The sequence below is a fragment of the Bifidobacterium imperatoris genome, from assembly GCF_002860405.1.
GTDB classification, from domain to species: Bacteria; Actinomycetota; Actinomycetes; order Actinomycetales; family Bifidobacteriaceae; genus Bifidobacterium; species Bifidobacterium imperatoris.
In genome coordinates this window covers 1-14439 of record NZ_NMWV01000023.1, presented here as the reverse complement: position 1 = coordinate 14439, position 14439 = coordinate 1, and the positions used below count along the sequence as shown (strand labels likewise).

At 57.3% G+C, this 14439-nt stretch carries 5 protein-coding genes and 1 pseudogene; 3 read left to right on the top strand and 3 right to left on the bottom strand.

What is annotated here, in order from left to right; genetic code table 11:
* The first annotated feature begins 209 nt into the window (after positions 1-209).
* Positions 210-5288 carry an acyl-CoA dehydratase activase-related protein gene (locus tag Tam1G_RS08035; RefSeq protein WP_242689595.1) on the top strand — a complete coding sequence of 1693 codons (5079 nt, stop codon included), beginning with the start codon at positions 210-212 and terminating at the stop codon, positions 5286-5288.
* 64 nt (positions 5289-5352) lie between these two features.
* On the opposite strand, the gene lnbY is transcribed toward Tam1G_RS08035, so the two are convergent.
* Both lnbY and lnbX read right to left on the bottom strand, forming a co-directional pair.
* Complete coding sequence (gene lnbY, locus Tam1G_RS08030) at positions 5353-6159, bottom strand: lacto-N-biosidase chaperone LnbY (protein WP_051917424.1); 807 nt, start codon at positions 6157-6159, stop codon at positions 5353-5355.
* A 143-nt stretch (positions 6160-6302) separates the two neighbouring features.
* Positions 6303-11303 (bottom strand): lacto-N-biosidase, encoded by a 5001-nt coding sequence (lnbX, locus tag Tam1G_RS08025; protein WP_081890074.1) that lies wholly within the window; start codon positions 11301-11303, stop codon positions 6303-6305.
* A 331-nt stretch (positions 11304-11634) separates the two neighbouring features.
* On the opposite strand from lnbX, the gene Tam1G_RS08020 reads away from it, so the two are divergent.
* The gene (locus Tam1G_RS08020) at positions 11635-12912 is read left to right on the top strand and encodes a glutamate-cysteine ligase family protein (RefSeq protein WP_033891349.1); all 1278 of its coding nucleotides are present in this window, start codon (positions 11635-11637) and stop codon (positions 12910-12912) included.
* Between the two features lie 9 nt (positions 12913-12921).
* Here the strand turns inward: Tam1G_RS08020 and Tam1G_RS08015 are convergent, their stop codons facing one another.
* Entirely contained in the window at positions 12922-13833 is a 912-nt protein-coding gene (locus tag Tam1G_RS08015) for a MerR family transcriptional regulator (RefSeq protein ID WP_033891348.1), read from the bottom strand.
* A gap of 176 nt (positions 13834-14009) precedes the next feature.
* Between Tam1G_RS08015 and Tam1G_RS08010 the strand changes: the two are divergent.
* Positions 14010-14439, top strand: a pseudogene (locus Tam1G_RS08010) (integrase catalytic domain-containing protein); the annotation flags it as partial.

The following is a 14439-nucleotide window of genomic DNA, read 5'->3' as shown; positions in this document are numbered from 1 at the left end:
CGGCAATATCTTGAAAAGTGTTGGGAAACATGCTTTCCGTGAGCGAAATCACGATAGGGAGTGTCATGTTGGGCAGGTGGTCAGACTAAGCTAACCCAAAGAAGTAGCCGGGCGAAGCCGTCCGCAGGGTGCCTGCCAGCCGTCCGAGACGGTTTCATGGTGCCTGAGGGGCAAAGCACCATCCCGGAGGCCGAAGCTAAGAGGAATACATGGTTGATACCGCATCGAACGTGACTGAGGGCACCACGGACACCGCAAACGCCAACGCGGCGGCTCCGAAGACCGTCAAGCCGTTGCGCGTGGGACTGGATATTGGATCCACCACGGTCAAGGCCGTAGTGCTTGACCAGTCTGATTCCCTCAAATCCACCCTGTTCTCCGACTATCGCCGCCACCACGCCAATGTGCGTGCCACCGTGGCTGGCCTGCTCGTAGATATTCATAAGAAGCTTGAAGAGCTCGGTCGCGGTGATGAGCCGATTCGTTTAGCCATCACCGGTTCTGGCGGTCTGGCGCTGGCCGACAACATGCATGTGCCGTTCATCCAAGAGGTCATCGCTGAAACCGAAGCCATCGATAAGGAATATCCGCAGGCAGACGTCATCATCGAGCTCGGTGGCGAAGATGCCAAGATCACTTATCTGAAGCCTACTCCCGAGCAGCGCATGAATGGTTCCTGCGCTGGCGGTACCGGTGCGTTCATCGATCAGATGTCCACGCTGCTGGACACTGATGCAGCCGGCCTCAACGAGATGGCCAAGAGCTACGAGAACCTGTATCCGATCGCATCACGCTGTGGCGTGTTCGCCAAAACCGATTTGCAGCCGCTGATCAACGATGGTGCCGCCAAGCCGGACCTTGCAGCATCTATTTTCACCGCGGTCGCCACGCAAACCATCGCCGGCCTCGCATCCGGCCGTCCGATTCACGGCACTGTGATATTCCTCGGTGGTCCGCTGTTCTTCATGTCCGAACTACGCGCCGCATTCCAGCGCGCACTTGAAGGCAAGGTGGACGAGTTCATCGTGCCCACCAACGCACACCTGTATGTAGCCTATGGTGCCGCATTGCAGGCGGATATTGATGCCGACGATGAAGGTCATCATTTCGAAGCACACACCTGTGCCGAAATCCTGAAGCGTTTGGAAGAGCTGGAAAACCTGCCTTCCAATACGCCCACCATGCCACCACTGTTCCCCACCGAAGCCGACCGCGAAGCGTTCAACAAGCGTCACCATAAGGAACACATCCACATCGGTACGCTCGAAGGCGCTCATGGTCCGCACTTCCTGGGCATTGATGCCGGCTCCACCACCATCAAGGCAACGCTCGTCAACGACGATCGCGAAATCGTCTGGTCCAGCTATGCCAACAATGAAGGCAGCCCGCTGACCGCCGCCATCAATATCGTCAAGAAGATTCAATCTGAACTGCCTGAAGGCGCGTGGATCGCACGCTCCTGTGCTACCGGCTATGGTGAAGGCCTGATCACCACCGGCCTGCACTTGGATGAGGGCGTGGTGGAAACTATGGCCCACTATCGCGGTGCCGAAATGGTGAGTCCCGGCGTCACCGCCGTCATTGATATCGGTGGCCAGGATATGAAGTACCTCGCCATCACTGATGGTGTGATCGATTCCATCGCCGTCAACGAAGCTTGCTCTTCCGGTTGCGGCTCGTTCCTGCAAACCTTCGCCATGTCAATGGGCTTGACGATTCAGGAATTCACGCAGAAGGCGCTCGCATCCACGCATCCGGTGGATTTGGGCTCCCGTTGCACCGTGTTCATGAACTCCTCGGTCAAGCAGGCGCAGAAGGAAGGCGCCTTGATTGAAGATATCGCGGCTGGCCTGTGCTATTCCGTGGTGCGCAACGCACTATATAAGGTCATCAAGCTGCGTGATTCCGGTGAGCTTGGTGACACTGTGGTGGTGCAGGGCGGCACGTTCCTGAACGATGCTGTGCTGCGTGCTTTCGAACTCTTGACTGAGCGCGAGGTCACCCGTCCTAATATTGCTGGCTTGATGGGTGCATTCGGCGCTGCTCTGACCGCCCGCATGCACTATCAGGATGAGGCTGACCATCTGGATGCAGTGGTCAAGGCTGACGGTAGCGAAGAAGAGTCGCAGCCGACCAACGACACTCAGACTGAAGGTTTCAAGAAAACCGCTGCTGCAGCCGAGCCGGAAACCCATACCGTGATTGTGGACGGTGTGGCACACACCGCCAGCTCCATTCTGACCGGCGAAGCGCTCGACAACATGTCGATGACCACCGAGCGTGACGTGTGCAAGCTATGCCAGAACCACTGCAAGCTCACCATCACCACGTTCTCCGATGGTTCCCGTTTCGTGACCGGCAACCGCTGCGAACGCGGCGGCGACGCCAAGAAGAAGCGTTCCGACCGTCCGAACCTCTACGACTACAAGTACAAGCGCTGCTTCGCCTACCGCCGCCTGACCGACAAGAAGGCCACCCGCGGCGAAATCGGTATTCCGCGTGCGCTCAACATGTACGAGAACTACCCGTTCTGGTTCACACTCCTCACCTCACTCGGTTTCAAGGTGATGATTTCCGGCCGCAGCTCCCATGAGCTGTTTGAAACAGGCATCGAATCCATCGCCTCTGAGAACATCTGCTATCCGGCGAAACTGGTGCATGGCCATATCAAGTGGCTGCTCAACAAGGGTGTAAAGACCATCTTCTACCCGTGCGTAAGCTACGAGGACAATCTGGTCCCCAACACTGACAATCACTACAACTGCCCGGTGGTGGCCAATTATCCGTTGGTTGTTGGTGCGAACATGCCTGAACTGCGCGACCCGGACGTGCGCTACATGCACCCGTACTTCAACCTTGCCAACCATGAACTCATGGTGGACCGCATCGTTGAGGAATTCGCGTGGGCCAACGTGACCCGCGAGGAAGCCGAAACCGCAGTCAAGGCCGCCTACGCCGAAGACAAGGTCTTCAAGCACGACGTGCAGCAGGAAGGCCTCGCCGCGCTCGCCTATATGAAGGAACACGGCTGCCGAGGCATCGTGCTCGCAGGTCGTCCATACCACATCGACCCCGAAATCAACCACGGCATCCCGGAAACCATCTGCTCGCTCGGCATGGTGGTGCTTTCTGAGGATTCCATCTGTGAACTACAGCCGGGGGAGAAGCTCAACCTCACTGCATTCCTTTCGGAAGGTGAATCCGATCCGCGCGCCAAGAACGCGGCAGGATTCCGTCACGTTGGCGACCGCACGGTGACCAAGATGCCATTGCGCGTCACTAACCAGTGGGCATACCACTCCCGCCTGTACGCGGCGGCACACTTCGTGGCCTCCTATCCGGGGCTCGAGCTCGTGCAGCTCAACTCGTTCGGCTGCGGCCTCGACGCCATCACCACCGATCAGGTGGCCGAAATCCTCGCCGACAAGGCCGACGTGTACACGCTGCTCAAGATTGACGAAGTCTCCAACCTTGGTGCCGCCAAGATTCGACTGCGTTCGCTCAAGGCCGCAGTCGAGGAGCGTGAGGCGAACAACGCCCGCGAAGCTGCCGCAGTGCAGACTGAGGATAAGGCTCGCGAAGCCGCCAAGGAGAAGGCCGAAGCTGATTTGGCCGCAGCCAAGGCTGCGCTCGCCGAAGCACAGGCCGCAGTCGAAGCCGCCGAAGCCAAGGTCAAGGCCGAGCAGGCTGAAACCCAGCCGGCCGCTGGTCCCAAGCCGATGGGCTTCCGCAAAACCGGCTCCAAGGCACCAACTCCAGGCCGTCAGGTGCTGCTTGACACCACAATGGCAGCCAACCCGAAGCTCACCAAAGCCATGCGTGAGGCTTCCAAGAAGGCCGCACAGCGTGATCTCACAGAGGCAGTGAACGCCAAGAACGTGCTCGCCGGCTCGAATGGCACCGTCGACCAGCAGGGCAAGGCCAAGAAGAACGCGCATAACAATGCCACGATGAGCCGCTACGCCCATCGCCAGAAGTTCCTGAAGAACATGAAGCACGACTACACCATCGTGGCCCCGCAGATGAGCCCGATTCATTTCTCGCTCGTGGAATCCGTGATCCGTTCCGGTGGCTATAAGTTCGATATTTTGAAGCACGCTTCCCGCGACGACGTGGAAACCGGCTTGAAATACGTGAACAATGATGCCTGCTACCCGGCCATCATGGTGATCGGTCAGCTGATCGACGCCATTCAGCAGGGCAAATACGATCCGGATAAAGTGTGCCTCGCCATCACCCAAACTGGTGGCATGTGCCGTGCAACCAACTACTTCGGTCTGATTCGCAAGGCTTTGATTGATGCCGGGTACCCGCAGATTCCGGTCATCGCCATCTCGACTCAGGGTTTGGAAGACAATCCAGGCTTCAAGGCCACGGTGCCGTTGCTGCATCGCGCCATCAAGGCACTGATTCTCGGCGATCTGCTGATGAAATGCCTGTACCGCGTGCGTCCGTATGAAGCCGAGCAGGGCTCTGCCAACAAGCTCTACGAGCAGTGGGACACCATTGTGCGCGAAACCATCGAGCATCACGGCTTCTCCAAGACCGCGGCCAAGACCCCGTGGCTCAAGAAGGGCTACCTGCCGTACGGCACGCTCGCCAAGGAGATCGTGAAGAGCTTCGATGCGTTGCCGCTTAAGAATATCCCGCGCAAGGTGCGCGTCGGAGTGGTGGGCGAGATCTTGGTCAAGTACCAGCCTGATGCGAACAATCATGTGGTGGACGTCATCGAATCGCAGGATTGCGAGGCCGTGGTGCCCGGCATCATGGAATTCATGACCACCCGCCCCTATATCACCGACTGGAACGAGAAGAACCTCGGCATGGGCGGCAACCAGCAGCTGTACGCACTGATGCGCTGGGGCCTTGACATGTACAATGCGCCGATCAAGAAGGCCATTGCGCTGGCTCATGGCAAGTTCAAGCAGGATGATCCAATGCCTGAACTCGTTCAGAAGGCCGGCGAAGTCACCTCCATCGGCGTACAGGCCGGCGAAGGCTGGCTGCTTACGGCTGAGATTCTGGAACTTATCGAACAGGGCTGCCCGAATGTGATTTGCGCGCAGCCGTTCGCCTGCCTGCCGAACCATGTGACCGGCCGCGGCATGTTCGGTAAGATTCGCCGACTGCATCCGGAAGCCAACATTGTCTCCATCGACTATGATCCGGGTGCCTCCGAGGCGAACCAGCTCAACCGCATCAAGCTGATGATTGCAGCCGCGAAGAAAGCCCATCTGGCGAAGTTCTCAGAAGCGGGAGAGCCGCAGGGATTCACCTCCGCTGACTGATAGCACTATGCATACACTATGTGTTGGGCCCCGCCACTGTTCAGTGGCGGGGCCCAACACATAATCAGGCAACTTTCTGAAGCGTGAAATTGTATAGCTTTTTCCACGCTATGGTGACAGCGATTGCATCAGCCTTGGATTGCACTAAGGCGTCATATCGTTCGGAACGCATTTGGGCTTTGACGTTGCCGCGTATCTCATCGAGCGGGGCTTTGCCCTCCACTCCTTCGAGTGTCCAATCATGGGCGTCGTAATAGGCTTGCACGTCTTCGTCGCTTAACGACATATCCGGGTTGGAATCGTTGCTGGTGTAGCTGTTCTTTAATGCACTGACCTCGTAACTGATATATGAGTCAATATCAAACGTTGTTCGACCATATACGATGTTCCCGTTGGCCTTGGCGGAGGCGTTGCCCTGGTTGACGTTCTTCATGCGCTGCACGATGGCGGCATATGAATCATCATCCACAAGTCCTTGTTCCACTCCGATGAGATAAGCGGCGTGGCGCCTTTTCAGCGTTTCAATGGTTTGTTTGGCGAGCCACTGATAAGGGATTTCGCCGTCGTAGTCGCCGGTCCAGCCGGCAGAACTGAGGCTCACATCGTATTGTTGCTTGAAATGGTTCAGCGCGGCTGCGCGCTGCGTTTTCATTGCTTTAACGTATTCCTGTTGTTCGATAACGGTTTTGCCAAATGTGATGGTGGGAAAACCGCTGGCTGAGGTCGATGCATCATTGATATCCGCATGATTGCCGGCATTGGTGCCGGAGCGCGCAACATAGGCAATGGCCAATCCTGCCGCTAGTGCTATAACGAGCAGGGCTGCGATAATGCCGATGATGACATGGTGCTGATGGTTCATGCGATTCATGCTAACTGTATTCCTTGGAAGTAAGTGATATAAGAAACGGGGCTTTCGTGGAATGATCCGCGAAAGCCCCGTGGCGGACAGGTTTGCCGGTCATGCAGGTGACCGCCGTCGATTATGCGATATTGGCCACCTGCATGATGCGATTACTTGCGGCGACGGGCAACCGTTGCAAGGCTGAGACCGGCAAGCGTGGTCAGTACAACCGCGATGGCTGCCGCGGCGACATTGGAGCCGGTATCGCTGATAGTCGGCTTCTTGGTGTCGGTCGGCTTGGTCGTGGGCTTGTCAGTCGGCTGCGTTGGCTTATTGTCCGGGTCCGGAGTTGGGGTAGGATCCGGGTCTGGCGTCGGGTCAGGATCCGGGTCCGGCGTCACTGCCTTGTCTGCCACCTTGAACACCACCGTAGCGGTGTCCGTGGTGCCATCACTGTAGGTAACAGTGACTTGCGCCGTACGGGACTGACCGTAGTCGGCTTCGCTCGGAGTGAAGGTCACCGTACCGTTCTTAGCCACGGTGAAACCATCACCAGCCACGGCATACGCGGTGCCCTGGGGAGCCTCGGCTGCTTCACCATCCTTGACGAACGACACCTCGGCAGTGGCTTCCTTACCAACCGTTGCTTCCACAGTGGTCGGGTAGGAAGGCTCATACTGTTCGTTGAGCTTCGGCTCCGGCTCGGGCTCCGGCTGCTTTTCCTCCTCGAGGGATTCAATGGCTGCCTTGAGTGTCTTCAGCGCGGTGTTGACATCCTCCTGAGAAGCATCGGCGTTATCGAGCGTCACCTTGGCGGCATCACGGGCTGCCTTGAAATCAGCCCAGGAATCCGCCGTGTATTTCGACTCATCAAACTGCAGAGCCTTCTCATACTCAGTCTGAAGCTCATCCTTATTGACTTCCGGCTTCGGAGTTTCTCCAGCCACATAGTCAATAACCGGGCTGATGTGCGCGGACGGCCTGCTCATGCCACTCGCAGCTTCAGCAGTGATACGAATCCAATCGCCTTCGCTGATGGTGATGGTGCCATGTTCGGCAACGCACTGTGCGAAGTCAGTGGACTGCTGCTTGGAAACGGTGAGATCAGCCGAGCAGATTTCCTCATCATTGTGCATCAGCTTCAACGTGAGAGCTTTGCCGTTGTTGTTATCCTGACGCAGGTACGGTTCGTCATCCTTGATGGACACCTTCACCGTGCCGGACTTCGGCGCCTTCCAAGCCATCGCGGCACCACCTGCGGAAGCAGGGGAGTCGCTGATCAGACCGTGGATGGCGCTGCGGTCGGCAGGCAGATCATGGTTGGCATAATCGACGCCTGGGCCATAGTAGGTTTCGTACATCCAGTTCGGATACGTGCCGTCAAAGCCGGAGATGTTAGTCCATTCGCCGTCTTTGGCAGTCTGACGCTGGCCGTACCAGATGGGGCCCTGTTCGTTGATCTTGAAATCATTGACCCAGTTCCAGCTGGTCTTCGCAGTCACCACATACTCGTCAGCCACGGTGGAACCAGCAATGGAGATGCGCAGCACATCGCCGGCCGCGAGGTTGGCAGTGCCATCAAGAGCCTCACCGTTGCGGTAGACGGCCTTATCGGCGTTAGCCGGATCGGTCTTCACCTTGGCAAGCAGCTGGGCAACGCTCATCGGACTGTCGGCGGCAATCGGCACATACATGACCTTGACGCCATTGGCAGTACCGGTTTCCAGCTCGGACGAGCTGAGAGCGGCCGGCTGCTTGACGGTAAACGTCACGCTGGTGCTCGTAGCACCCTGCGTACCCGGATAGGTCACGGTGACCGGTACCGACACAGTTCCGGAAACAGCGCCGGCTGTGAACGTCACTGCACCGGTTTCAGTGTCGATGCTTGCTCCCTCAACGCTGCCGTCAAGAGCGAAAACAGTGCCTTCCGGCTTAGCGGCCGCAGCGCCATCAGACTTGACGAAGAAGCGAGGTGCGCGAGTGGATGCGGTGGAGCCCGCGTTCATCGCAACATTCGTGTAGCGCACGTCATAACGCTGTGCGTACGACTGAGCCACAGTGAACGTGACGGTAGTGGTGGTGGAAGAACCATCCGCATACGTAACGGTCACCGTTCGGGTGACGGTTGCGCCGTACTGGTCGGCGGAAGGAGTCAACGTAGCCACACCACTGTTCTCGTCAATGGTCACACCATCGCTCTCGCCGGCAATGGCATACGTGACGCCAGCCGGAGCGTTGACCGTCTTGCCGTCTTTGGTGAACGCGGCCACTGCCTTGGCCTCGGCACCCACGGTTGCCGCTACGGAATCGTAGGAAACCGTGTACTGCTTGGCTTCAGCTTCAGCAGGTGGCTCAACATCTTCATAGGAGATGACAGGGCTGATATGCGCGGACGACTTTGTCATGCCGGTTTCGGCATCGGCGGTGATGCGAATCCAATCGCCCTCATTGACGGTGATGGTGCCATGCTGTGCGACGCACTGTGCGAAGTCAGTGGACTGCTGCTTGGAGACGGTCAGGTCGGCCGAGCAGATTTCCTTGTCGTTATGCATGAGCTTCAACGTCATGGCCTTGCCATTGTTGCCGGTTTGGCGCAGATACGGTTCGTCATCCTTGATGGACACCTTCACCGTGCCGGATTCCGGAGCCTTCCAAGCCATTGCAGCACCGCCTGCAGTGGCTGGATCCTCGGCAATAAGACCGTGGATGGAGCCACGCTGATCGGAAGCCGGCAGCTTATGACCATTGGTGTTGAAGGCGTCGTAATCCAAGCCCACGCCATACCACTGGTTGTAGCTGGTCTGCGGCCAGTCACTGTCGTACGTGGTGATGGTCTGCCAAGCGCCGCCTGCACTGGTCTGACGTTGTGCCTTCCAATCATGGTCGGCAGTGCCCTGCTCGTAATCGGCGACCCAATCCCAGTTGATGCGCTGCACAATCGTGTAGTCATCGGTTGCCGTCGAACCATCGACAGAGAAGCGCAGAATATCGCCCTCCTGAATGGCTTCATTATTGTCGAGCTTGGTCAATGCCGCATCCGAACCAGCCAGCAGAGAGAACAGTTGCTTGAGCACTCCGGTGGACTTGCGGTAGACGGCCTTGTCCGCACCGGTATCAGCGGAAACGTTGGACAGCAGCTTCTTGACGGTCACCGGATTTTTGTCGGTGAAGGTCACGTACATGACCTTCGTGCCGTCAACGGTTGTTGTCTCGTACTTCGAAGAGGTCATTGAGGCCGAGGCCACGCCGCTTTCTACGGCACCCAGATCAGGCTTGCCCTTGATGGTGTTGCCGAAGAAATCATGCTCTACTGCGTAATCATTGAGATCGGAGACAACCTTGCCTGCGTTGATCGCAGGGGAGTTGGTGGTCGGCTTGTAGCCATCGAACACGGTAGTGCTGCCCTTGCGGGAGTATTCGGCACCGGAAGCCTGTGCGGCAGTCGGCGCGGAACCAGCGTCTTCGAGCACGTCGGCCACATCATCGGCAACAATGGCATTGGCGTCGGAAGCCGGCGTATTCGCATAGTTGACGTACAGGTTGTTGTCGTACACCTGACCACCGTAGTAGCCGCCGATGTTCCACTCTTCGGTCTTCTTCTCGTCGGTCGCGTTGATGAAGATGTTGTTCTCGAACTGTGCCTGCGAATTGGAGCGGGTGGTCAGCACGCGGCTATCGGCATCTACGTAAACAGTGTTGTTGTAGATGTGGTTGCCCGGGCCGTTGGAGGGCAGATCGAACACGCCACGCTTATCGTTTTGCGAGATGTTGTAGCGGAACGTCGTGTTGACGGCCTTCCAGTTGCAGATCATCAGCGAAGCGAAGCTGTTGCCGTACGAATAGTTGTACTGGTACAGAGTGCCGTCGCCATAGTCGGCATCCCATGCCTGGCCGTCTCCATTGCCGTGGTCGGCGTTGAGATTCGAGTACACTTCGTTGTACTGGAACACAGGATCCTTGCAACGCCACGGCCAGATGCCGGCAGCGACTCGACCATAGCCAACGCCCGCGTTACCAGTGTTGTTGAGCACGTTCGCCGTGTAATCAACCGAATTGATGTGCTTGGAGACGCGATCGCCGACGTTGTGCTGAATGACCGGACGGTCGCAGTACATGGTGGTGATGGCGTCGCCGCCAGCGCCGATGATCGTGTTGTTTTCAATCAGCACGTTCGTTGCGCCGTATTTGGCGATCAGATCATCATCGATGGTGCCGTCGCCGTAATCGAAGTCGTTCTGCCACCTGGACGACTTATCGATGTAGTTGAGGTACGCGGTGTATCCCACGGCGATGCCCCAACGGTCAACATCCTTGACGGTGCTGTTGCGAATGGTGATGTGATCGAAGCGAGAGACATGTTCCTTGAGCCATGCATCGTCGGCGGCCGAAGTGCGCTCTTTGGGCAGGTGGGCCATGAAGTAGATGCCACCGTTGGCCATGTGCTTGTTGTACAGGTTGCCGTCCACGTCGTGGATGTTGAGGTTGTCGAGTGTGACGTGGCTCATCGTGCTGCCGTTTTCGGCGATGCCGGCCACACCGGTGCGATCCATACGATCGGCGCTGCGGTCAAGGCTCGTGCCGTCTGCGTCGGCGGTGTCGGTCCACTGCCAGGTATCGATGGGATCGTAAACGCTCTCATCATCGTTGGTGATCTCCAGATTCGAGACCGTAATATATGAGACGTCCTTGAGCAGCAACGTTGTGGATACGGTGCCTCGGGTCTTATGGTTGCCTACGTTCGCACGGTAATCCTGGTACCATTGGCTGCCTTCCACGCCATTGGAGGCGATAAGCGGCTTGCCTTCAGCTTCATCGCCATAGGCGGAAATGGTGATCGGAGCATCCGGGGTGCCGGCTGTATCGTGGATATGCAGCCATTGATCATTGAACTCGGAACCGTACTCCAGCAGAACGCTGTCGCCAGGTTCAAGATCGGAAGCGATTTCGTTAACTTTGTTGAGTGTCTTCCACGGGCTCTTCTGGCTGGTGCCGGCATTGTCGTCGCTACCGTGTTCGGATGACACGTAGTAGGTGGTGCCCTTGGAGGAATCCTTGGTGGAGGTGGTTTGCTGCGCAAATGCCGCCGTTGGTGTGGCGAAGGCGAGCGCAGTTCCCAAAGCGACTACTGCCGCAATGGTTTTAGGGCCATGCCCAGAAGTGGGCAGTGACATGTCTTCTTCCTTTCGTGTGGGCGTCCTCTGCGTGTAGATCGAATGCAACATTGCTGTGGCCCGCGTGATAGGAGCTTCCTTACTGTGTGAGATGCGGGTAATCGAGATGGACAAAGAGGTGATGCAGGGACGTCGTAATCAGCTACGTTGCCGATATATGTAAATAAACTTTACAAAGTAGTAAGTATAGCGGAAAATCTATTGAGATATTTTCGGGGGTGTTGTGGGTTCAACGCCGCCGAATTGCATAGTGCTCGCTATCGGTTTTTCATATAGCCGATTGGCGGGCATTCGGGCGCGGCCAGAGCCTGTCTCGCTTACCATACCGATTATGGTTACTCCGAGGATTAGTTATGCGCATTTGCTTGCCAAGCCGAACCCCAAGCATGTCGAAAGCCTGCTGAAGTTCTTCGAAAGCGGCCGCGCCCAGCGAGGCACGGGTGGATTCGGTGTGGAAATCGAGCATCTGCCGGTGCATAACGGCAGCGATACCGCCGTCAGCTATTACGAGCCGAATGGTATTGAGACGCTGCTCAAACGACTCGCTCCTTACTATGACGAAGAGAAGGAGTATTGGGAGAACGGTCATCTGGTAGGTCTGGGGCGCCCGGGGGTCTCGGTTTCTTTGGAGCCTGGTGGCCAGGTGGAAACCTCCATCGGCATCCTGAAAAAGCCGAGTGATCTGATTACCCTGTATACCAAGTTCCGCCGCGAAGTAGATCCGATTCTGGAGGATCTCGACTTCCGCTTGGTCAACTATGGCTACCAGCCCAAGTCAAGCTTCGCCGATGTGCCGGTGAATCCCAAGGACCGTTACGATGCAATGACCGACTATCTAGGCCGCGTTGGCCAGTTCGGCCCATGCATGATGCGTTGCTCTGCCTCCACGCAGGTCAGCATCGACTTTGTGGATGAGCATGATGCCATCGAGAAGATGCGTTTGGGCACGGTGATCGGCCCGATTTTGGCATACTTCTTCCGCAATACCCCATACTTTGAAGGCGAACCGAACCCGTGGCCGCTGCTGCGCCAGCGCATGTGGGACTACCTTGACTTCCAGCGCACCAATGTGATTCCGGGGCTCTTTGACCCGCGATTTGGCTGGGAGGATTACGCGATTGATGTGCTCTCCACGCCATTGATGTTCGCCGATTTGACGCATACACCCGAAGCTGTGGCTTCCGGAGCCAGCCCGAAAGAGCTGCATCGTCCGGCCTTCCGTGAGAACGCCGGCGACGTGTACCCGGATCGTGAGCTCAACCCATACGAGATCAACCACATCATTTCCACGCACTTCAATGATGTGCGCTTGAAGAACTTCGTGGAACTGCGCCACTGGGACTCGCTGCCGATCGAGCGTGCGGAACGTCTGACGGAAATCGTCTCCTCGCTGTTCTACGTGCCGGAGAACCGTGAACGACTCGAAAGCTACTTCGACGGCATCACCGAAGAAGAAGTGTACGAGGCCAAGGCCAATATTCAAGCTCACGGTCGTCAGGCTTCGCCGTATGGCCAGCCGCTTGAATTCTGGAAGGAATTCCTGGGGCTCGAAGGTCTGCTCGCGGACATCCCCGGCGATCCGAATCACCCGGACGTCTTCCAGGAGTAATACGGATTCCTACATGCGCCCGGCATCGCAATGGTGCCGGGTGTAGCGTACTCGCATTGAGCCTTCCGGCGTATGACTGCCCCAGATCTCGCAGATGGTGACATGCCGCCATTCATTGGAATCAAGTTTCGTGGCCATTGTGAGCGCTTCATCGAAGCATGCGGTTAAGGATTCCCGTTCGATGACCTGACCTTCTGCCGGCCCTCCCGTGGGATGGAAAACGGTCAATGAAGAGTCGAATTCGAAATCAACGGCATTATCCGAACCGCACGATTCGGTGGCGGAGACGCTGTGGCCATCATGCGATGAGTTTGATGATGCGGATGCATCTGGAGCGTCAGCTTCGAACTGCTGATAGGCGTATGCCTTATGCTCCAAAAGGTCCACCAGAATGCCTCGTCGCAAAAGCCTCGGCAATCCAGCCTCATGCACGGCCGCACGCAGCGCGGTCATCGCCCTCAAATACGGTTTCAACTGGAATGAACCGCCAAAAAACGGCCAAGGCTTGCCTAGCATCCATGTGGGTGGCAGATCTGAGCATACGATGCCATCGGCAGGTGTGCGAGCTTTACGCGTCACTTCGCCCAAATAATCATTGAGGCTCGTCTCCAAGGTGCGCAAGCGTGTGATTTCCCGTGCCACCCGTTCACGCCCGGTTTCCATCAGCGCACGCCAATCAAGCATGCCGTCCTTCGCGCGGAAGGATTCAATAGACTCCAACGGCATGCCAGCGTCCAGACACAGTCGAATCACATCCATTTCCAGCATCTGATCGGGCGTGTAATACCGGTAGCCAGTACGCGAGTCGGTTGCAAAAGGCGTCAAAATGCCGTGTGCATCGTAATAGCGCAACGCTTTGGCGCTGGTGCCATCAAGCTTGGAGACTTCGCCGATGGTCAGCAGCTCATCATCATCGCGCATTGATGACACTCCTTTGTCACCCTTGTGAATTTGACCTTACCCTCGGGGCAAAGTTTAGCATCGCAGCTACCAAGCCCGGCAGTATCGACGTGCCTCACGTTTTTTGAGCGCGTAGGGTGTGGTGGTGCCTCATCGGGAATGAGCGCGAACGGTATCGGTCCTGTTTGGCTTGTCTTATGGAAGACAGGATCAGCATGGCGACGAAGCGGCAGGTCACCCTGAGATTCAGGGATGAATACATGAAGGCGTCGAAGAAGGACAAGGGACGCATCCTCGATGAGATGTGCTCCGTGCTGGGAATCGGCAGGAGCACCGCGAGACGCAGACTCACGGAAGCCGGGCGCGGCAGGCCGTCGATGTCGCCCGCGGAGCGGCCGAAGCGGTATTCGGAGCAGTCGCGCGAGCTGCTGGTCCAGGTGTGGCTGATGATGGATGCGCCGTGCGCGAAGTACCTCAAGGCGATGCTGCCCCTGTGGATGCCCATGCTGCGCGCGCACGGCGAGCTCGCCGACTGGGACGGTTTCGCGTTCCGCGAGCTGGAGCGGATGAGCGCGGCCACGATGGACCGGTACCTCAAAAAGACGCGCGACGCGGCACGGCCCAGAG

Bases quoted from the DNA above. Each gene is read 5' to 3' on its own strand.
- Tam1G_RS08035 (WP_242689595.1), top strand. From the start codon at position 210: ATGGTTGATACCGCATCGAACGTGACTGAGGGCACCACGGACACCGCA.
- Tam1G_RS08020 (WP_033891349.1), top strand. From the start codon at position 11,635: ATGGTTACTCCGAGGATTAGTTATGCGCATTTGCTTGCCAAGCCGAAC.
- lnbX (WP_081890074.1), bottom strand. From the start codon at position 11,303: ATGTCACTGCCCACTTCTGGGCATGGCCCTAAAACCATTGCGGCAGTA.
- lnbY (WP_051917424.1), bottom strand. From the start codon at position 6,159: ATGAATCGCATGAACCATCAGCACCATGTCATCATCGGCATTATCGCA.
- Tam1G_RS08015 (WP_033891348.1), bottom strand. From the start codon at position 13,833: ATGCGCGATGATGATGAGCTGCTGACCATCGGCGAAGTCTCCAAGCTT.